Annotated in this window: 19 protein-coding genes and 1 riboswitch; of the genes, 7 read left to right on the forward strand and 12 right to left on the reverse strand. The window is 62.5% G+C overall.

Going from position 1 to position 20,696, the window contains the following annotated elements; all coding sequences use genetic code 11:
• Positions 1–164 precede the first annotated feature (164 nt).
• On the reverse strand, positions 165–980 hold the full coding sequence (locus GPL20_RS14755) for a hypothetical protein (RefSeq protein WP_157330193.1): 816 nt from the start codon (positions 978–980) through the stop codon (positions 165–167).
• Between the two features lie 463 nt (positions 981–1,443).
• Between GPL20_RS14755 and GPL20_RS14760 the strand changes: the two genes are divergently transcribed.
• The 4 genes from GPL20_RS14760 (at position 1,444) to GPL20_RS14775 (ending at position 6,958) form a co-directional block, all read left to right on the forward strand.
• Positions 1,444–2,886, forward strand: coding sequence for a hypothetical protein (locus GPL20_RS14760; RefSeq protein WP_246250516.1), 1,443 nt, complete (start codon positions 1,444–1,446; stop codon positions 2,884–2,886).
• Between the two features lie 266 nt (positions 2,887–3,152).
• A complete protein-coding gene (locus GPL20_RS14765) occupies positions 3,153–3,611 on the forward strand; it encodes a hypothetical protein (protein WP_157330195.1) in 459 nt (152 codons plus the stop codon).
• A 141-nt stretch (positions 3,612–3,752) separates the two neighbouring features.
• Positions 3,753–5,489: a type I secretion system permease/ATPase gene (locus tag GPL20_RS14770; protein ID WP_157330264.1), complete on the forward strand. Its 1,737-nt coding sequence runs from the start codon at positions 3,753–3,755 to the stop codon at positions 5,487–5,489.
• Positions 5,486–6,958, forward strand: coding sequence for an HlyD family type I secretion periplasmic adaptor subunit (locus tag GPL20_RS14775; RefSeq protein ID WP_157330196.1), 1,473 nt, complete (start codon positions 5,486–5,488; stop codon positions 6,956–6,958). The genes GPL20_RS14770 and GPL20_RS14775 overlap by 4 nt, the downstream gene beginning before the upstream one ends.
• Here the strand turns inward: GPL20_RS14775 and GPL20_RS14780 are convergent.
• The 4 genes from GPL20_RS14780 to GPL20_RS14790 all read right to left on the reverse strand — a co-directional run bounded on the left by GPL20_RS14780 (position 6,955) and on the right by GPL20_RS14790 (position 10,638).
• On the reverse strand, positions 6,955–7,737 hold the full coding sequence (locus GPL20_RS14780; protein ID WP_157330197.1) for a response regulator transcription factor: 783 nt from the start codon (positions 7,735–7,737) through the stop codon (positions 6,955–6,957). The two genes, GPL20_RS14775 and GPL20_RS14780, sit on opposite strands and share 4 nt — an antisense overlap.
• Before the next feature lie 211 nt (positions 7,738–7,948).
• Positions 7,949–8,533, reverse strand: a complete 585-nt coding sequence (locus GPL20_RS39555; RefSeq protein ID WP_246250522.1) for a hypothetical protein — start codon at positions 8,531–8,533, stop codon at positions 7,949–7,951.
• 281 nt (positions 8,534–8,814) lie between these two features.
• Entirely contained in the window at positions 8,815–9,090 is a 276-nt protein-coding gene (locus GPL20_RS40400) for a beta-barrel domain-containing protein (RefSeq protein ID WP_488226132.1), read from the reverse strand.
• 81 nt (positions 9,091–9,171) lie between these two features.
• On the reverse strand, positions 9,172–10,638 hold the full coding sequence (locus tag GPL20_RS14790) for a DUF1254 domain-containing protein (protein ID WP_157330198.1): 1,467 nt from the start codon (positions 10,636–10,638) through the stop codon (positions 9,172–9,174).
• A gap of 625 nt (positions 10,639–11,263) precedes the next feature.
• Here GPL20_RS14790 and GPL20_RS39560 point away from each other — a divergent pair.
• Positions 11,264–11,872 (forward strand): hypothetical protein, encoded by a 609-nt coding sequence (locus tag GPL20_RS39560; protein ID WP_246250525.1) that lies wholly within the window; start codon positions 11,264–11,266, stop codon positions 11,870–11,872.
• 236 nt (positions 11,873–12,108) lie between these two features.
• On the forward strand, positions 12,109–13,110 hold the full coding sequence (locus GPL20_RS14805; protein WP_246250543.1) for a SphA family protein: 1,002 nt from the start codon (positions 12,109–12,111) through the stop codon (positions 13,108–13,110).
• A gap of 84 nt (positions 13,111–13,194) precedes the next feature.
• Here GPL20_RS14805 and GPL20_RS14810 read toward each other — a convergent pair whose 3' ends face one another.
• Together GPL20_RS14810 and GPL20_RS14815 are read right to left on the reverse strand one after the other, a co-directional pair.
• Entirely contained in the window at positions 13,195–14,466 is a 1,272-nt protein-coding gene (locus GPL20_RS14810; protein ID WP_157330199.1) for a serine hydroxymethyltransferase, read from the reverse strand.
• Positions 14,467–14,499: 33 nt separating this feature from the next.
• Positions 14,500–14,585, reverse strand: a riboswitch (ZMP/ZTP riboswitch).
• 92 nt (positions 14,586–14,677) lie between these two features.
• On the reverse strand, positions 14,678–15,616 hold the full coding sequence (locus tag GPL20_RS14815) for an MBL fold metallo-hydrolase (RefSeq protein WP_157330200.1): 939 nt from the start codon (positions 15,614–15,616) through the stop codon (positions 14,678–14,680).
• Between the two features lie 111 nt (positions 15,617–15,727).
• On the opposite strand from GPL20_RS14815, the gene GPL20_RS14820 reads away from it, so the two are divergent.
• Positions 15,728–16,705 (forward strand): LysR family transcriptional regulator, encoded by a 978-nt coding sequence (locus GPL20_RS14820; protein WP_157330201.1) that lies wholly within the window; start codon positions 15,728–15,730, stop codon positions 16,703–16,705.
• Positions 16,706–16,745: 40 nt separating this feature from the next.
• Here GPL20_RS14820 and GPL20_RS14825 read toward each other — a convergent pair whose 3' ends face one another.
• The 5 genes from GPL20_RS14825 to GPL20_RS14845 form a co-directional block, all read right to left on the reverse strand.
• Positions 16,746–17,543, reverse strand: coding sequence for an adenylate/guanylate cyclase domain-containing protein (locus GPL20_RS14825; RefSeq protein WP_157330202.1), 798 nt, complete (start codon positions 17,541–17,543; stop codon positions 16,746–16,748).
• A 107-nt stretch (positions 17,544–17,650) separates the two neighbouring features.
• Complete coding sequence (locus tag GPL20_RS14830) at positions 17,651–17,863, reverse strand: hypothetical protein (RefSeq protein ID WP_157330203.1); 213 nt, start codon at positions 17,861–17,863, stop codon at positions 17,651–17,653.
• 1 nt (position 17,864) lies between these two features.
• Positions 17,865–18,089 (reverse strand): hypothetical protein, encoded by a 225-nt coding sequence (locus tag GPL20_RS14835; RefSeq protein WP_157330204.1) that lies wholly within the window; start codon positions 18,087–18,089, stop codon positions 17,865–17,867.
• A gap of 457 nt (positions 18,090–18,546) precedes the next feature.
• Positions 18,547–19,281 (reverse strand): outer membrane protein, encoded by a 735-nt coding sequence (locus GPL20_RS14840; protein ID WP_157330205.1) that lies wholly within the window; start codon positions 19,279–19,281, stop codon positions 18,547–18,549.
• A gap of 198 nt (positions 19,282–19,479) precedes the next feature.
• The gene (locus tag GPL20_RS14845) at positions 19,480–20,673 is read right to left on the reverse strand and encodes an adenylate/guanylate cyclase domain-containing protein (RefSeq protein WP_167533032.1); all 1,194 of its coding nucleotides are present in this window, start codon (positions 20,671–20,673) and stop codon (positions 19,480–19,482) included.
• Positions 20,674–20,696: the final 23 nt, after the last annotated feature.

The following is a 20,696-nucleotide window of genomic DNA, read 5'->3' on the forward strand; positions in this document are numbered from 1 at the left end:
GCAGCCGGCCACCGGAGAGGCGGCCTGGCGAACATCGGCGATCGTCACGACTTTTGTGCGCGACGTCTCGGCAGAGGCGGGCGTCGCCACAGCCAGATCGAGGGCGCAAACGACGGCAAACAAATCTTACTCATGGGCGGGCGCTCCCCGGTCGGTCGTGCGGTTCAGGCCCAACGGCCGCTTTGCCGTACCTGCCCGCGCGGTCGTGCTTTGACCAGCAGCAGCCTCTGGCGAGCGAACCATGGCCCCAGCTGATGCTGCAGCATGGCCCACCGAATGGTTCGACTTGCGCTCAAGACGGAGACGAGCCCCAAGGCCATCAGCAGCATGCCAAGCCAGGTCCAGCCCTGCCCGCCATCTCCCGCCTCGGCGGTGGAAAAGGCGAGCGAAGCGGCAACCACGTCACTGGTGGCCGGCGCGACCGCCAAAAGTGCATCCACGTCGACTTGGCGCGACGCGATTTCGTCAGGCGTGAGCCGGTCGGCGCGCCTGGAAAGGAAGGCCGGCGACATGCGGGTCGCGATCCCGGTCGCAACGACGGGACCGGCATCAGCCACCTGCACGGGCGCAGACGGGCTGGGCCGAGACATATCCTCGGGTGCGGAGCGCTGCAGCTCCGCGCGCGCATCCACCACCGTCTTCCGCTTGGACACGGCGGACTTTCTCTCTTCGGCCGTAGCGACACGATATCTGGCGGCGCGCTGCCGAAGCAGCTTCTTCACCGTCTCCGTCCCTTCGGCGACCTCGAACCAGCATCTGCGCCGGCCCTCCACCCGATAGACCCAGCGCAGGCCGTCGGCGGTCGACCTGCCGGGCCGCGACAAGCACTTCACTTCCGCGACTTCCGCGGAAGCGGGCACAGAGGCTGTCGCGGGACCGGCATTGAAGAATCCGGAAAATGGGTTCGAAGACGCTGATGACGTCGAGAGACCTGCAACAAGTACAAAAGCGGTGAAACAAAATCGCAAATGACCGGACATGGAACCCCCGGTGTTGCGCCCCTGCCCGGACACGAGCTTTGGCCGTGACCTAGGTCGCAATGCGACTTAAATCCGGCAATGCGGTGGATTCATCTTGGCCGCAGGCAAGATGCGGGCACGAGGTCCGCACCAATTCTGCGGCGGCCGACGCAGAAGGTGGGACGCCCATCCAAGCTTGTTCCCAGTTTTGAACGGATTGACCGCGACTGGCCCCTACGACAACCTCTCCATCAGCCCGATCGTCCATTTTCGCCATCCCCTCAAGGTCGCACTTTCAAGCATCGGCCCGCGCAAGGTTGCACAGACGTAGCCCACCCGAACGGATGTAGCCGTTGTTACGGGTGCCGGACGAAGCGCCATATCCGAACTGACGACTGGGCATTCGACCTTCCCGGGATGACATTGTGTCCGGATTGCAGAACCCGTCCGATCGCACGGAGCGATCGCGATGAGGGAGGCTACGATGGATTTCTCGCGGATGTCGGATGGAATCCGGCTGCATCACGCCTCTCGTCACCACGATGGGTACGATGCCGAGTGCGGACCGGGCCCTGGGCCGAGTGCTTCGTTCGTAGCTGACGTGGTCGGCGGTGGCGCCCTGGTCCATGGTCCAGGCCCTTTTGCGGGTCAATTTGCTGGTCCTGGAGCCCACCACGCGAGCGCGAACATCCGGCATCATGAGTCCGACCCGCTTCAATCCAAACATCCCACATCGGGGGTCGACACCGGCGGCCACGCCGGCAAGCACGCCGCGGCGGGCCTGGACGTTTCGACCACGAAGCCTGCTGCCGGCGCATCGCATCCAGGGACGGGCATTGCTTCGGTCGAGAGTGGGGCGAACACGGCGGGGAACGGCGGGGATGGCTACTTTTACGGAGGGATCATTCACGCGTCCCTGCTGATCTATCAACCGATCAACATCTCGGTGAGCATGGGATACGGCTCGGTCGCCCTGGCCAACCAGTCCAACAATTTGAATGTCGATCAATCCGCTTTTCAGATGGCCGGCGTCGGCGGCCATGGCGGCAATGACAACATTGTATCGGGGGGGAGCGTCAGTACGTCCTTGGGCGCCGGCGTGATCGTCAGTGGCGACAACAACAGTGCCGGAAACGGCGGCAGCGGCTATTTCGCGGGTGCGATCGTGGACGCTCCCGTGGTGATCTATCATCCGATCAATATTGCCGTGGCGGGCTCGGGCGGCACTGCGCTCGCAAGTCAATCGAACACGGTCGACATCGATCAATCGGCCACTCAGATCGCGGGCGTCGGCGGAAGCGGCGGAAATGCAAACGTGGCCGCCGGCGGCAGCGTCATCACGCTCGACCCCAGTTGGGGATCAAGCAACGGAGCGGGCGTCTTCGACGTTCGAACGGGCGGAAGCGAGGCTGGCAATGGCGGCGATGGCGCGTTCTACGGCGGGCTCGTCCATACTTCCCTCGTCCTGTACAACCCGATCAACGTCGCAGTCGCGGGCTATGGTTCCAACGTTTACGCGGTTCAGACAAATGACGCCTACGTGGATCAATCCATCATTCAGATCGCCGGCACTGGCGGGTACGGCGGCAACGGCAACGCCGCGGCGGGCGGCCATGCAAGCCTTCTCTCCCACGGCTTGTGGGGCGGCTCCGACACGATCGCGACCGGTTCGAATGGCGCAGGCAATGGCGGCAACGGCTATTTTGCCGGCAGCCTGATCGATGTCAGCGTCGCGATCTATGCACCCATCAATATCGCAATCGCGGGTCCCCATTCGACGGCCGTAGCCGATCAGGTCAACAACGTGCACATCGACCAGAGTGCGATCCAGATCGCCGGACTTGGCGGGGACGGCGGCCACGGCAATCTCGCGCTGGGTGGCGATCTTTCCGCCCACCTTCTGTCGGATCTTCACCTGCTGGGATAGCGAAACATCGCGCCGCTCGCACAAGCCCGATCGCGAGCTAGCGTCGACACTCTGCGCATGCAAGCTCGCCCTGCGGGCTCTCCCGGATGTTTCGAGCTCCGATGTTGCACGACGAATGTCGTACTTTCGTACGTAGGTCGACCAAACCGGATGGTGTCCGATTTGGCATCTATCGCCATCGCGCGTGGGCGGATCAGATTTGCTGCGCGCGTCCGCCCGATCGGGATGGATGATGCGCGAAAGCCAACACAAAGAGGGAGGCTCAAATGTTGCCCAAAGCGATCAGCATCTCGGACTCGATCGAATTCAAATCGATCAGCACCGGTGGTCAAAGTGTCGGAAATGGTGGCGACGGCACCTTCAAGGGAGCGATCATCAGCAAGCCGACGCTCAACTTCGATCCAACCAACAAGGCGGAAGGTGCCGACGTGCACGTGAGCACCGGCGATCACGTCAAGCAGAAGGCCGATTGGGATGCCGGCGGGGCCAACGCGAAGGCCTCGTGGTTTTCGAAGGCCCATGGCGGAGACGCCGAGTCGAACGGAAGCCAGAAATCCTACAGCGGTTACGATACTTCCAAGGTCTACGCCAATACGGATGCGACCCAGATCAACAAGGTCTGGGTGGATCAGCACCAGGAGGTCGTGGCCGGCATCGGCGGCAATGGCGGAAACGGCAACGCCGCGGTGGGCGGCGAGGTGAGCTTCCATCTCGATACGTTCTGACCATCGGCTCGTCCGACTGGCAGGACCGGTGGCCTCCGCCACCGGTCCTGACGTTCGAGCCAATACCCCGCCGATACCGTTGGCAGATGACGTTCGCCACCGGTCAAGTGCGCCGGACCTCGATTTCAGGCGGTGACGATGATGCTGATGCCGCCCCTTCAGTGGCCTATCCTGCCGCAGATCCGGACGCCACTGCACGCGGCCCTCCGGTCCTGCGCGGGACCGCTCGGTCTCGTATTCGCCTATAGCTGCAGCTACAATCTGCTGCTGTTTGCGCCCTCCATCTATCTTCTTCAGATCTACGACCGGGTGTTGTCGAGCCGGAGCGGCGACACGTTGCTTCTGCTCACGCTCATTGTCGCGATCACAGTGGTCGTGGGCGGCGTGTTCGATGCATTGCGGCGCGCCGTCCTGGGACGCCTTGGCGCCTGGCTCGACGATCGCCTTCGTCCTTGCGTGCTTTCGGCCGGCCTCGAATCGGCGTTTCGCAGCGACTGGACGCAAGCGTCGGGCGCATATCGGGATCTCACCGTGCTGCGCCAGTTCGTCGAGTCCGGCGCATGCACGCTGCTGTTCGACGCGCTCTGGGCGCCCTTGTTCCTCCTTGTCCTCTTTCTGATCCATCCCCTGCTTGGCGTGGTGGGCGCCTGCTGCGTCGCCTTTCTGTTCGCGCTCACGGTTGCCGGAGAGCTGGTCACGGAAGACGTTCTGCAAAGATCCGGCGCCGCACTGTCCAGAAGCTGCGGCCGCCTCCAGACGGCCGCGGGCAACATCCACGTGATCCGCGCCATGGGAATGTTCGACAGCGCCGCGCGCATGATCCACCGTGAGGCGCAGCACGCGCGCAGGGAGCACGATGTGGCACTCCGGCGAGGCGAGATCGTCATGCTGTCCACTAGGCCGGTTCGCGCGCTGTCGCAGGTCTTGATCATGGGGGTTGCCGCGTGGCTCGTCCTCGATCACGGGAAAAGTCCGGCAATCATATTTGCTTCTACGCTGATGTTCAGCCGGGCGCTCGCGCCGGTCGAAAGTGCGGTCGCAGGCTGGAAATCACTCGTAACGGCCGTGAGCGCCTGTCAGCGGCTCGGCGCACTTCTCGCCGCATTCCCCGTCGCCCCGCAGCAGAGCGCGGAGGTTTCTCCGCCGCAGGCGCGAAGCGGCCTCGTCGTCGACAATGTCAGCGTGCGGCTTGCGGGGACCGACCATCTTCTGCTGAACGGCATCTCGTTCAGCCTCATGCCCGGAGAATGCCTTGGCATTATCGGTCCGTCCGGGTCGGGCAAGTCCTTGCTCGGCCAGGTGATCGCCGGGCTGTCGATGCCAACATATGGCCATGTCCTCCTCGACAATACCAGCGTCTCGCTGCTTCGCGAGGGCCGAAACGGCGACCGCCTCGGATATCTCCCCCAGGACATCAACCTGCTCGGCGACACGATCAACGACATCATCGCACGCCTTGAAGATGCCGACCGGCGGAAGGTCATCGACGCGGCCAGGCTCGTCGGGATCCATGAGGCGATCATGCGCCTGCCGCAGGGTTACGACACGGTGGTTCACAGTGAAACAAACTTCTCGCGCGGGTACCGGCAGCGCCTCGGACTTGCCCGCGCCTTTTTCGGCAGTCCACGCCTCATCGTTCTCGACGAACCTAACGCCAGCCTCGACTACGGGGGCGAGCGAATGCTCCTGGATGCCGTCGAGCGCATGAAGCTCGCAGGTGTCATCCTGGTCGTCGTCACTCACAGGATGGGTCTCCTCGCAGCCACGGACAAAATTGCCATCATGGAAGACGGTGCGATCGCCGCGTTCGGCGACAGTGAGGACATCTTTGAACGGCACCTGAGCCGCCCCCAAGTTACTTCGCAGATTGCGCCATGATCTGGAATTCCCTCACCATCCGGAAGTTTCCCGCCGTCTCGAGACTTCCCATGATCTGGGACCAGCTCATACGAACTCCGGCGCGCCCCCCGCCCGCCGGGCGATTTGGCGTCGTGGTGACCGCAATCGACGATTTCGAGCCGCTGGAATTTCCATGGTGCTCGACACCCACGCCGACCTCTCCGCGCGGAAGGCTTCGCGGCATCACAGTCGCGGGCAATCTGCTGGTGCTCTGCTTCATGCTGGGGCTTGGTACATGGGCGAGCCTCGCGCCTCTCGAGAGCGCCGCGATCGCGTCCGGCGTCGTGGAATCGGAGTCGAGCCGCAAGACGATTCAGCATCTGGAAGGTGGCATCGTCAGGAATATCCTTGTTTCGGATGGCGATATCGTGCGAAGCGGCCAAACGCTGATCGCGCTGGACGACACCCGGGCCGCCTCGGAGATGCAAAGCCTTCAAGGCCAATTGTGGGATGCAGTTGCTCGTGCCGCACGACTTCAGGCCGAGCAGCAGAGATTCGAGAGGATCGCAATTCCGGAGGCGCTGGAACAGGACAGCAAGCAGAACGGGGTGGCCGCCGCCGCGGTGTCGGCGCAGCAGTTCATTTTTCAGGCACGCCTGCAGGTTCACGAGTCGCAGCTTGCGGTCATTCGCGAACGAAGGCGTCAAGTCGAAAAGGAGATCGAAGGTCTCAAGGCTCAGGAGAGCGCCACCGGGCAGCGGGTCGACATCGTCCGGGAGGAACTGGATATGGTCGCGACCCTCGTCAACAAGGGACTAGAACGGAGACCGCGGCTTCTGAACCTGCAGCGGGAGCTGGCCGACGTTGAGGGCCGCCGCGGCGAGCTCGCCGCGCAGATTTCCCGCGCCGCGCAGGTCATCAGCGAACAGCAGGCCACATTGTTCAAGCTCGAGAGCGAGAGGCAGAACGAGATCGCACAGTCGCTTCGTGAAGCGCAGAACCAGATATTCCAGCTCCGCGAGCGGTTGCTTGCGGCCAAGGATCAGCTATCGCGAACGGAGGTCAAGGCGCCCGAGGACGGCGTGATAACCGATCTGCGGATTCATACGGCCGGCGGCGTCATCGGAGCGGGTGCTCCGCTCATGGACCTGGTGCCCCGGCAAGACCGCCTCGTCGTGACCGCGCGCCTGAGGCCCGAGGACATCGACGTGGTTCATCCCGGCCTCAATGCCGAGGTTCACCTCGTACCGTACAATCAGCGTCGCGTGCCTCGCCTGAAGGGAACCGTCGTGCACGTATCCGCAGACCGGCTCCTCGACAAGCGTGCCGACCAGCCATACTACGCGACCAAAATCCGGATCGACGACGCGCAGATCGTGGCAAACGACATCCAGATCGTCCCCGGTATGCCGGTTCAAGTGTTCATCACGACAGGGCGCGGTACCGTGGCTCTCTACGCGCTCCGGCCCCTGCTCGACAGCTTCCGTGGTGCATTCAGAGAGGACTAGTTTTCCAGCATTGGGGCTGTGCCGGGATCGTGATCGCGACTCTGCGCGGGCAACCGGCCGCGCCAGCGGAGGACAGCTTCCGTGCGATTGTGCGCAGCACATTTCCTCATGATATGCTGGATGTGCATTTTGACTGTGCTTTCCGAGAGGTTCAATTTGGCGGCGATCAGCTTGTTGGGCAGGCCGAGCTCCAATTCCGCCAGAACCTGTTGCTCACGAGGCGTGAGATCGGTCACGCTCCTGTCGATAGCCACTCTGACTCCCTCGTTCATCAGATATGCGGGCGCAAGCCCACGCGTATCCGACGGCTCCAAATCCACCATCCTGTTCGTCCCGGCCACGGGCAACGGCCGGTAGACGCCACCAACAAGAACAAGGCGCAGGCCCGCTATGGCGATCTCGATCGATAGCGAGGTGGAAAGAAAGCCGCGCACGCCCCGCTGCATCGCAGCCTGCACGGTCGGCTCGTCATCGTGGTTTGACAGGACTGCAACGGCGGCGTTGGGACAACACTCCGCAACGAAGGCGAGATCGTCCTCAACCGAGGGATCGCCGATGGGCTTCTCCGCGATACTCAGCACCACCAGACGAACATCGCGGGCTGACGTCGAGTCCAGGCTTTGGACCGTTGCCATGTCAAGGATCTCAAGGTCGTCCAGCTCCCGCCTGAGGACGTTCAGAATGCATGTGCGAGGCAACAGGAGCGGCTCGATGATTACCAGAACCGGCAAGTGAAGCGATTCATTGAGCCGTTTTGAGGTGTTCGTTATGTCGTGCATGATTTCCTCGAGATGAAAAGAATTTCCGCGATATTCCCATTCCGTATTGCGTCTCCCCTTGCAGCTGCATTCATTCTGAATGCATCATCACGAGGCGCAGTGCCGCCGTTAGTGCCGTATCCACTGCGGGATCACTTTGCGGCTGGGTGGAAATTCTTTCCGCTCAAATCACTTGGGCGCGTACCGCGCGGTGGCGCAGTCGACGCATCCCCTAATTGCAGATATTTCGATGCGCCGTTGACGCCGCCGACCCTGACTTGCCGTCGACGACATATGCTTCCTCCTCCTTCACGAGATAAAGAAACGGTCTCTCTGCGGTCTCGCCGCCCGACGCGCTTCTTCCTTTCACACGCCCGCAAATCGTATCCACGGGGCGTCCAAGCATGTTCTTTCGCATCGTGCGCTTCATATCGGTGAATTCGGTCGATTCTGGATCCTCCATCTTCGCCGAGATCGCGACCTTCGCCTTGTCCAGAACAGGATCTGATATTTCCGCGGGGCGTTCGGATGCCGGGACGCTGATCCTCGTCCGCGGGGACGCCGCCTTGGCAAGGTCGGCCGATCCACGCTTCTTCGGGGAAGATCTCTTGCCGGACCTTGCCGGAGTTGCAGAATTCGATTTGACGACCGCAGGATCTGGCGCCAATGCCGTCTGCATTGGCAGCGCGGGTCGGGCGACTGCGCCCCAGTCGAAACAGGGGCGTGACGCGCAATCAAGGAAATATCCTCGGGAAGGCGCGAACCAGCCACAGCCGATCAGGACTCCCGCCAGCACTCCGACAAAAAGCAGTCCCATCCGATTCCCCTCCGCGGGAGTTCGGCTCGCACTCGAAACCAAGGACTAATTGCGCGCTGGTGATCTATCTGTTGCGCAAAAGCGTTAAACGCTCATTAAGCGCGCGCGGTTGTCCGGTACGTCCTGGATGAGCTGATCTGCCGATCGCCGGCTTGTGGGCCAGTTTCAGAGCACCGCACCAGTTTCGCAACAGAAACGGCGTGCACGAAACGGAACGAAAGCCATTGGACTCGAACAAAAACGCACGGGAAGGTCAACGCCTGATCGATATTCTGCCGCTCCTAACGGTGTGGTTGCCTGCCGGACTGGATGAAACTTTCGACCGGCATGCCGGGAAGAAGCGTCGTGCCGTTGAGGCGTGCAACCTCCTGGTCTGGAACCACGATGCGCACCGTGAAGTAGTTTGCGCCGGACTTGGTGTCCTGGGTCGCGTCAGCGGAGATGCCGTCGGGTTTAGCGTTCGTCGAGAACGCAGTACCCGTGTTGTCAGAAACGCGAACAGGACAGCGACGAGGATGGCCCGGCGCCGCTTTTGATGATTTTGCGCACTCAGCCACCGCGCGGCATGCTGCGGTGCAGGGACGAGTCTACGGGCATCCTTCGATGCCCGCAGACTCAATGGCGCTCGATCCAATCGCTCATTGCGCCGACAGACCGACCGTTGTTTGCGCCTTCACAACCGGCGGCGGATTCCATTTGCCGGTCAGCGCATCGGACTTCGGTGCGTAGAGACGCATCGTGAGATTGAAGGGTCCTTTCGGAGCCGGCAGCCAGTTGGCTTCCTTGTCCTTGCCCGGCGACTCGTTCTGGAAGTAGAGGTCGAGCGATCCGTCCGCATTGTATTTGAACGGCATCCAATTGCTGACGGCAAAACGATTCAGCACATTGCCGACCTGGAAGCCTTCCGGATCGTAAAGGGTGATCGACCAGAAGGCGTTGGTCGGCGGGGCCGCGCCGTTCTCGAAAGTGATGGTGTACTTGTTCGCGCCATCAAGCGGCTTGCCGGATTCGTCGCCGAGGTTGAGCGGATAGATGGCGTCCTCGGGCAGATTGGCGCCGAGTCCCACTTGCGAGACGATCGCCCGCTTCAAATAATAGTTTCCGTAGACTCCCATGGTGTCGGTGTTCATCGACCAGTTGTTTGCAACCCGCGCCAGCGTCGGCACCTTCCAGGCCATCAGCTTCTGGCCGTCTTGCGGCGCGGTCTCCAGCGCCCGCTGCAGCACGGGGGCGAGCTTGCCGATGTCGAAGCTCTTGCCCGGCTCGATGCCGATTTTCTTCATCTGGGCGATGATTGGCTCGTCGGTGATGTGCGGCGGATGCAGCTTGAGCAGCTCCGCAGCATTGGCGAAATACACGCCGGCCGACATGCTATCGACCTGGGTCTTCGGCGGCGTCTTCATGTCGACGCTGGGATCGGGCTTGAATTCGACCTGCTTTGGCGTCTTGCCGTATTCGGAAAGCGGCGCGACCTTGTAGCCGGCCTGGATCTTGTGGACGGCATCGTAGTCGTGCGGGCCGTCCGTCTTGGTGCGGCCGATGACCCAGACATAGGGCGTCGGCGCGTCGATACGCTGAGTGTCCGCCGGCAGCTTGAACTCTTCGGCGAACTTCTCGCGCAGATCGGGCCGCCAGCCCGGGGGCGTTATCAGGAACGTCCCGGCCTTGGTGCCGGTCGTCCGCCAGCCCGGCGACGCAAACACGTCGGTCCACATGTCGAGCATCGGCAGCAGATAGTAGCGCCCGTTTGTATCCGGTACCGTGATGACCACCGGCTCCTTGGTCATGTCCAGCCACGCGCTTGAATATAAAGTGTCGAAGTTCGATCGAACGACACCCTTGAAGTCCGCGGGTGGATATTCAGGTACGTTACTGAACATGTTCATCGGCCCCTTCGCCATTTCCTTCCCGGGCGCGACGTTGGTGAACTGCTTCCGTGTAATGTCCATCGACAGCAGCGGATAGAAATAGACATAGGCGTCGATCGCGATTGCGCGCGCCTCCTGCTCCGTGATTGCCGGTGCCGCGCTTTGCGCAAGCGCTCCGGGCCCAGTTAGGGAACCGATGCAGAGTGATAGAGTCAGCGCCAGAATACCCCGATGCATGTCGAATCCTCCTGTACTGATGCGTGTTGCCGCGATTAGTCGTAGGTCTTGCGCCGGCGCAGCGATCGGACCCGCTGCAACCGCTAGCGCCGACGAGCGGAGAGGATCGCGCTTCGTCAAGATGACGTATGCTCCTGTCTCAATGACGTCTTGGCATTACCGTCACCTCTATTGGATCAACCAGCACTGGGCGCATTCGTTGACCTAAATCAACCGGCGCGCTGTTCGCGATCGAGGCGCGCAGCTCGCCGTTCGAGCGCTGACGCCGCTCTTTTGGCCTCAATAGCAAGGCGGTACGGATAGCAGCCGCAAGCCGGACGGTAGGAAGGGTAGTAGCCCGCAGCCGCTCCTTACGCCGCCGCACCGATTGTAATGCGCATGACATCAATTTCTTCTCTTGCAGAAGTATTGATCGGCGTCATAGCTCTCTCGCTTCCAAGCGAGAGGTCGTGCATCGAGACGTGCGATATCGGCTGCAGTTAACACCCCACGGTGTCCGCAGACTCAAAAACGCGCGCTGGAATCGAACGTGATGGGCTTGTAGTCTAACGGCATTTCAAAAGAGTGATGCTTCGGCTACCTCCACGCGCATCACACTAGCACAATCAGAGAATGAGGACCAGCCATGGTCATTATTCTGTACCTTCGGCTCGGCATGTCGGGCACCGCGACGGCTTTTGCCGACAATGCCGGGGTGATCGGGCTGCTCGCCTCCATCCTGGTATGGGTCGGCCTACACGGCCTATCTCAAGCCACCGGTCGGTTCATTCGGCAGGGAGATTACGTGCAGTGCGATGATCGCAATTGGAAGAACGGCGTTGTAGCGCAAGCTTGCGGCACACTTTATAAAAGTGGCGCGTATGCGCTTCTCGGGTTGTTCAAGGTTCTTCTGTCGGTCGCGGAGTTGGGGGTCCTTATGATGCATCGCAATGTCTCCACGCTTATTCATCTGTTCGCCGGCGCTGTTCTCCTCGCAGCATCGCTCCTGACCGGAGGTGCGCCTCTTACCCACCTGACGGTATCCGTCGCGCAGGCCGCGGAAGAGATGCCGAAGGACATGCTCGCTGCGCAGATCCGCACGCAAGGCTTTGCCTGTGACAAGGCGGTCCGCGCTACGAGAGATGCAAAACGCTCCAGGCCCGATCATGCCGTCTGGGTGCTGAAATGCAGCAACGCGACCTACAGGGTCAGCCGCGCGCCGGATATGGCAGCGCAGGTGCAGCCGTTGAAATAGTCGAATACAAGCAACGTTCCTACGGGGAGTATGCGAACGCTCTCGACGTAGATCAAGGCGTGCCCCCAAGGCAACACAGCGAGGCGATTTCGCGGTTCGCCAGTTTACGGCGAGACATTCATGATCTTGCTGGCATACTGTCGTGAACGGACATGGGGGAGCACATGACGCGCTGCATACCCGAACGCAGGTCTGGTCCTCGACTGATCTGCTCGGTGATCGGCACGGTCATGGCGATGTCCGCGGCCTTATCCGGCGCCGCCTGCGCCGACGAAAGCGGTGTTTCCTATTGGCTTCCCGGTCGCTTCAGCAGCCTTGCCGCAACACCCGGGGTGCCGGGATGGTCGATGGCCGAGGTCTACTATCACACCTCGGTATCGGCGTTCGGCGCCGCGGCCGCGTCAAGAGAAATTCAGATCGGCCGATTTCCGGCGGCCGTAAACGTCAACCTGGATCTGCATCTGAATGCGCAGGCCGATCTGGTGCTGCTCAACCCCACCTACACATTCGCGACGCCGGTTCTGGGCGGACAATTGGCCATTGGCGTCACTGGACTGTTCGGGCGGTCGGCCGCCGATCTCAACGGGACGCTGACAACCGGGTTCGGACCGTTTGCGACGACGCGCATGGGAAGCATCGGCGACTCCGTCACCTCCATCGGCGACCTCTATCCGCAGGTGACGCTGAAATGGAATCAAGGCGTCCATAACTTCATGGCGTATGCAACGGGAGACATTCCCGTCGGCGCCTACGATCCAAACCGCCTTGCCAATCTCGGCATCGGTCACGGCGCGATCGATGGCGGCGGCGGCTACACCTATTTCAACCCGCAGGCGGGACATGAATTCTCGGCGGTCGCGGGATTCACCTACAATTTTAGGAATCCGGACACGCAATACCGCAGCGGCATCGACTTTCATGTCGACTGGGGTGCGTCGCAGTTTCTCTCGAAGCAGCTTTTTGTCGGCCTCGTGGGATATGCCTATCAGCAGATCACCGACGATTCCGGTCAGCACCCGATCCTGGGCGGTTTCCGGTCGCGTGTCGTCGGCGTCGGTCCGCAGATCGGGTATTTGTTTCCGGTTGGGGACATGCAGGGCTATCTGAATCTGAAAGGATACGGCGAATTCGCCGCGGAGAACCGTCCAGCGGGCTGGAATACGTGGCTGACGTTTTCTCTCTCACCGATGGCGCCTGCCAGCACCGTGACGCCAACGCGACGGATCGTGACGAAGTAGGAGATCGAGCAAAGCGGATGTAAACGACATGCGACTGCCCGGAGGGCGAGGACATACCTCGCCAACAGGAACGCGGCCAGCGACCTACGACGGCGCCACGATCCCCGGGACGGGAAAGGCGCGGCACATCTCGATGCTCTTCGCCCGGAGCCGTCCTACGACGGCCGCATCTCCCTTCGACCTGAGGGACTCTGCGATGAGTTCGGCGATGAGCCGCATCTCCACCTCGCCCATGCCGCGCGTGGTCGCGGCTGGCGTGCCGAGGCGAACGCCGCTCGGCTTGAGCGGCGGACGCGGATCATCGGGGATGATCTGCTTGTTTGCGGTGATGCCGACGGCGTCGAGAATGTGTTCAGCCGCGCCGCCGTCCAAGCCGGCGCTCGTCACGGTATCCACGACCATCATGTGATTGTCGGTCCCATCGGTGATCAGCTTCATCCCGCGTTCCATCAACGCTTCGGCCAGAACCTTCGCATTGCGCATGACCAGCCGTGCGTAGGCCTGATAGTCGGACGTCGCGGCCTTCTTCAGCGTCACGGCGGTGGCGGCCACGACATTCATGTGCGGACCGCCTTGCAACCCTGGGAATACCGACGCGTCGATCTTGCCGGCAAGCTCCCGGCGACAAAGAATGATTCCCCCGCGCGGCCCGCGAAGCGTCTTGTGCGATGTCGTGGTCATGATGTCGAAGCCCGAATCGAGCGGATTGCGCATGCCGTTGCCGGCGATCAGGCCGCCGTAATGGCTCACGTCGGCCATGGTCAGTGCCCCGACCTCATCGGCGATGCTCTTGAACGAAGCGTAGTCCAGATCGCGCGGATAGGAGCTGTAGCCGCACAGGACCAGCTTCGGGCGGACCTGACGGGCCGTGGCGCGAAGCGCGTCGAAATCAATGGCGCCGCCCTTCGACGGATGCGTCTTGTAACGGGCGAAGTTGAACAGTCGCCCCATGTGCGACACGGGCGCGCCGTGCGTGAGATGGCCGCCGTGTGACAGGTCCATCGCCAGTATCGTATCGCCGGGCTGCAACAGGCCGAGATACACGGCCTGGTTCATGGGCGAGCCGGACAGAGGCTGAACGTTGGCGTGCTCGGCGCGGAACAGCGCGCAAGCGCGCTGCCGCGCAAGGTTCTCTATCTGATCGGTAAATTCCTGGCCGCCATAATAACGGCGGCCCGGATAGCCCTCGGAATATTTGTTGGTGAAGACCGAGCCAAGCAGCTCGAGAACCTCCGGATAGGTGTAGTTCTCCGAAGGAATCAGCTCGACGCCGTCCTGCTGACGACGCTCCTCGCCCTCGAGCGCGAGGGCAATTTCCGCATCATTGACGTGGAGTTCATTCCGGAATGACGGCATGTCTGGGCTCCCTAAGACGCTGTGAAATCAGCTGAAAGGTGCCCAGGCGAACGGCGTTGGAATCCTTCGCGCTTCACCGTGGTCAATTCCACGCAAGCTCGCCAGTCGCGCGAGGGAGCGAAAGAGCCTTTGATGCTCATCGCAACCAGAAGGCTAATCAATCCCCGGCGGACTCACAAGGGTCTCGTCACTCATATTTCGAGGCTCAGCCTCAGGGCTGATGACCCAACTTCACGATCATCTTCGGGTGACGTTCGCTCAGGGCTTTCAACGCGAGCAGGTTCTTCCGGGTGCGTTCGCGGTCATCGATGTAGCTTCCGGGTTCGACGCCGTTGTCCCAGCCCCAGCGCGTGTGGCAGGTGTCGCCGGTCAGGAGCACCGGACCTGCCGTCGTGCGCACGACGAACGCCATGCTGCCCGGCGTATGCCCGGGACTCTGGATCGCAAAGAACGAGCCGTCGCCGAAGACGTCGATCACCCCTTCGAGCCTCCCATCCGGATCTTTCGCGAACTGAAGCTCCTGAAGCGGGGGCCTTCCGGCGAGGAAGCTGTCTTCCATCCCCTGCACGAACATGTGCACGAGGCTCGAATATTCGGGTTCACCGGGACCGGTGTAAATCGGCACGTCCTTTGGAACGTCCGGCATTCCGGAGATGTGATCGAGATGGAGATGGGTCATGAAGACACCCTTGAGCGGGACGCCTTCGGACTTGATGACCGACAAGGTGTCCTGGCGGACCTGCATCCTCTCGATCTTGGCGAATGTTCTCAGCACCCAGCCGACCCCCAGGCTCGCAGGGTCCGCCACCAGCCGCTTCGAAACGCCGGTATCGACCATGAAGAATCCCTGGGTCGGATGCCGCAGCAGATGCGCATAGATCTGGATCGGCTCCTCGTGATCCCTGAGCCCGGCCTCGACGGCTTTCGGATCCTTCAGGTTGAGCAATCCCGAGAGATCGGCAATCCAATCCGCGCCGACAACCGTCTCGAGCTCGATCGGCCCCGGCTGATCGATCAACGCCTCCATGGCCGCCGAGCTGATCGCCTTGCCAAGATTGGCAGGCTTCGTCGAATGAGAGGTCTGCGTGCACGCGGACAGCGCGACGATGGTAAGGGCGCCGATGACGGAGAGCCCTGATTTGCGGAGCATGATGTTTTTCCTCATTTTCTGCTGCCGCTTTTGCCCTGGACGGGTAGAATAGCAATCGGCTAAAATCTTATATCGCCATCCATAATTGAATAGCCGCGCCGAGGAGTGAACGTGGATCTGCAATGGGACGACTTGCGGATTTTTCTCGCCGTCTGCGATGCCGGCAGCCTGAGCGGTGCCGCGCGGCGGCTCAAGGTGAGCCAGCCCACCTTGAGCCGGCGGATTGCCGAGATGGAGTACGGGCTCGGCGAGCCGCTCTTCGTCCGCAAGAACCAGGGCATCTCCCTGACGAAGACCGCGACAAGACTGCTCCCCGCCGCCCAAGGCATGGCGCAGTGGGCGACGGAAGCCAGTCGCTCGCTCGACGCAAAGACCTCACCCGTGAGCGGCCGCGTGCGCATCACGGCGGCACCGGCGTTCGCCTTCGATGTCCTGGCGCCGCTCGCTGAAACGCTCAAGCGGAAGCATTCGCAGATCACGCTCGAGGTTCTGGCCAGCACGGAGCTCCTGAACCTCTCGCGCGGCGAGGCGGACCTCGCACTCAGGAAACATCCGTCCGATGATCCCGATCTGATCACGGTCGATCAGGTGATCGTTCCGATCGGCGCCTATGTCAGCAGGGATTACGCGAAGAGCCTCCCCGCGAAATACGACTTCCGCGACGTCGACTGGATCGCGTGGGCGGGTCAGCACGAGATGGTGAGCCCGAATCCGCAGCTCGCCGGCAGGATCCCGGATTTTCGTCCCGCTTTCACATCCGACGATTACAGTGTGCAGGTCGCGGCCTGCCGGGCCGGCGTCGGCGCGATGGTCCTTCTGAAGACCTCCCATCGGGTCAAACGACCCGGCGAGCTCGTGGAGCTCAAGCTCGAGCTTCCGGCTGCGCTCCGCCCATCCCTCACGATCATCTGCCACAAGCGCATGGCGGATCTTCCCAAGGTCAGAACGGTCGTCGAGCTTCTCAGGAAAGAGTTTGCTGATCTGCGGAAGAGCCAGCCGGCAGAGGAACGTCAAACGGCGACGTCGACAGCAAAGCGGGCAAGAGAAGCCGCCCCCAAGCGTTCCCAGCGCGAGGTGCAGACCGGGTGAATGTCGCCCCGAAGTCCAACCTCGCTCACGTCAATCCCTCTCACTCCTCCACCCGATACAGCCGCCACCGCTCCGGCACGCCCTTGAGCTGGTGCATGCCGTGATCGGCGAAGCTGATCGTCGACTGCGTCTTCAGGAGGTCCTTGACTGCGCTCGAGACCAGGACTTCGCCGGCGCGCGCCTTCGCGGCGACGCGCGTGCCGATGTGGAAGGCGAGACCGACCATCTCGCCGCCGCTCACCTTGTATTCGCCCGCATGCAGCCCCACCCTGATCTCGAGACCGAGCGTGCGCACGGCCTTCTGGATCGCGGTCGCGCAGTTGATGCCGGCAGCCGGCGCCTTGAACGTCGCCAGCACACCGTCGCCCGTCGTCACGATTTCCCTGCCGCGCGAGGTCTTCAGCTCCTTGCGGACGGCCGCATAATAATGGCTCATCACCTTGGTCCAGCGGGCATCGCCGAGCTTTGCCGCCTTTGCGGTGGAGCCGACGATATCGACGATCAGGATCGTGGCGAGCGCCTGCTTGAGCTCGGCGCCACCGTCGGCGGCCCGGCGCCGGACCGCGATCGATCCGACCAGCGGCTCATAGCGATGGCTGCGCCGCCGCGCGATCGCGGCCTTCGTGTAGTCCTGCGCACGCTGCGCCGTGCCGCAGCGAACCGTTTTCTCCTGCGGCAGACGCGTCCAGTAGACGTTTCGCCCGTCGCCGGCGCCCTGGACCTCCACGGCGCCCCACTTCAGGAAAACCACCGGGCCGACCCGCCGAACGCACCACGCCTTCGACGTGTACCCGGAAACGTTGGACTGATGGACGCCGATGCGAAGGAATTTTGGCATGAACGCGGCCGATCGGAAGACCGTTTGGGCGGAGCTGGCGACAAGCGTAGTCGTGCAATCCAGCGTTGGCAACAGGACTCCCATCCCGCCACCCTGCCCTCCGCATCCTAGGCTCCCCTGCCGCCTGCCTGCCTGCCGATCGTGCAGCGCCATGCGGCCAGACGCTCGGCCGGATGTTGCGCCATCCATTCGGCGAGCTGCGGCGCGCCCATCAGGCAGGACTGCATCGTCACGTCGGCGAAGTCCGAGGTCGTGACGACCTGTTCACGACAGTCCGTCGGCGACGAGAGACTGCAGAGCACGGCAATGATCCTGATCATCTCACGCGAGCTCCCTCGACCAGTCGTATTCGGCTCTCGCGGCCGAGCGCGCCACCGACCTGGCGGCATCGACGCTCGAGGCTTTTTCGGCGCGCCGCTGATAGTCATCAGCCAGCATCTTCAACCGCGCCGCAACCACCTCGTCGGTCATGCTTCGGGCCGCGCGGAGCAGGCTCTGCGCAGTCTCCATATATTCCTTGCCTCGTCGTGACATCTGAATCGTCATAGGACCCTCGTGCGGTTCTCTGGAAGCATGTCGAAGGCGATCGGGAAACGGCCCACCCAGTCGCGGTCATCCTGACGGCGGGTCGCGAACCGTTCGACGCACTTCTTCGAGCAAAGCGGCTTGCGCCATGCGTAGTACCGGACGAGACCGAACTTGCCGTCGCAAACTGCGCAGCGCCTGGTTGGACAATGAAGATTTCCGGAGCAGCTTGGCATTGACGTCTCCTGTTGTTGTCACGCCGGATGTCGCCGATCACCTCTTCGAAACCAGCCTACGAGTCCTGCGCGGCGATCTCTTTCAACAAGGCGCCCTCGATTGCCCATCCGCACGACGGGCGGCCCTGCGCATGAGGGCTGGGCCGGCAACCGTGCGTTCGCGCAAGAATGAGCAGGGATGCATGAAAAAAAGCCCGGCCTCTGGCGAGACCGGGCTCAGCGACTGGAACGGGTCGTAAAGGTCAGTCGAACTTGTACATGAGCGCCGCGCGGACCGCGTGCGTGTCGAGCGTGAAGACCTGATTGTCGAACGTCGGCGGACCGAGACGGCCCGAGGTGTTGCCGAAATTGTCGTAGAGATACTCGCCGCGAGCGATCACGTTCGGCGTCACCTTGAAATCGATGCCGCTGCCAACGGTGAAGCCGACGCGCGTGGCGCTGTTGCTGTAGCCGGAATAGGCGACGCCGTTGAACGCGGTGGGCGCGATAAAGTTCAGATTGTCGTGCACGCCGGCAATCGCGGCACCGCCGGCGACGAACGGCAGCCAATTGCCGAACGAGTAGCCCAGGCGAGCGCGCGCATGGGCGGTCCAGTCGATCTTGTTGTCGATGGACGCGATGTTGGTCGCCAATCCATTGAACGGCGTTCCAATGGCGCGCGAACTGCTCACGTCGGCCCAGTTGCCGTCGAATTCGACACCGAGAACCGTATTGCGGACCTGGATGTTGGCGCCGACGATGCCGCCGGCGGTCCAGCCCGACGTGTTGTACGAGCCCGGGCGATAGGGCGCCGTCTCATCGGAGGACCATTCGTTGGTGCCCCACGCGCCGCCGGCGGAGACGCCGAGATACACGCCGGTCCAATCGGTGATCGGCGCGGCGACCGGAGCCTTGGTGTAATGCGCCGCAAGGTCCGCCGCGGACGCCGCGGAGCTCAGGGCGGTGGTTGCGATCAATGCGACAACGATTTTCTTCATGGCTCGACTTTCCAGCAGTTCGGTTAAAGCGATGACCGAACTCATACTTGCCGTTCAGCGATCTGGCTGTAGTCGGAACGCCACATAGGAATTTGCGAGGCGCGCGCTGCACGCCATCCGACGGCATGGCACGACGCGAGGCGCCGCCAACTGCCGGCGGCTGTTTACGGATGGCGCGAGAAGCAGTGCGCGCGCGCCTCACCCCTGAAACGCAAACAGCTCGATCGGATCGCTGAAGCCGCGCACCTCGTGTTTGCCGACGTGCTCCAGCTCGAACTCCCGCTCCACCAATTCGGCGAAGGCGCGGGACAGCAGCACGTTCCGTCCCAACTGCTTGGTCAGGGCTTCGAGGCGGGAGGCCATGTTGACGGCGGGGCCGATGACGGTGAAGTCGAGCCGGCTGCTCGATCCGATGTTGCCGTACATGACGTCGCCGACATGGACACCGATGCCATAGTTCAGCGGCGCGCGGCTCGTCGCGTTGTTCCTCTCGTTGAGCGCAGCCATGGCCTGGCGGGCCTCGGCCACGGCACGCAGCAGGTTCGCGCAGGCATTGGGCTCATGAAGCGGAAAGATCGCGAGCAGGCCATCGCCGATGAATTTGAGGATCTCGCCGCCGTGCCGCGCGATCGGCTCGGACATCGCGTCGAAATAATCGTTGAGGAGATCGATGACGTCGTCGCGCGGCCAGTTGTCGGAGATCTTGGTGAAGTCGCGCAGATCGCAGATCATGATCGCGGCGCGCACCGTCGTGCCGGTGCCGCGCCTTGTGGCACCGGCCAGGATCAGCTCGCCGGCATGGGAGCCGACATAGGTCTCCAGCAGCGTTCGCGCCAGGCGGTTCTTGACGCGGATCTCGCTGACCAGCGCCAGCACCGGCAACAGCTTCCTGAGACCGGCGATATGCCCCTCGTCGAACCCACCGGGCCGGTCGGTCGCGAAGGTGACGAGATGACGCTTGCCGAGCGTGTGGTGAAGCGGCCAGGCCACATAATCGGTGAGGCCGTTCGCCCGCATCTCGTCATAGAGAGCGTGCTTGCGGCCGAGCGAGGGATCCTGCTCGAGCCGCTCGCGGACCTCGGTGGCGCCGTCATGGATCTCGTTGGCGGCGCTGCCGATATATTCGGACCGTTCGCGAACATCGTAGTCGACGAGTGCGATCTCCGCCTCGCGCATCCCGTTGGACCACATCATGCGGGCCCCCAGCCATTGCGGGTGATTGATCAGGATGTGAAGCGTCGCCCGCTTGACCGGGATGCCCGCCTGCTGGAGGCGGATGCACATCTGCGTGAAGATATTGTCGATGAAGCGCTCGTCGCGCGTGCCGTTGGTCAGCCAGTCGACGACGCCGTCGGCTTGCGTGGCGGGGGCGTGGTTGTCTGGCGCGTTCATATCCTGCCCCTTCGCGGGTGACT

The sequence above is a fragment of the Bradyrhizobium cajani genome (genome assembly GCF_009759665.1).
Lineage (GTDB): Bacteria > Pseudomonadota > Alphaproteobacteria > Rhizobiales > Xanthobacteraceae > Bradyrhizobium > Bradyrhizobium cajani.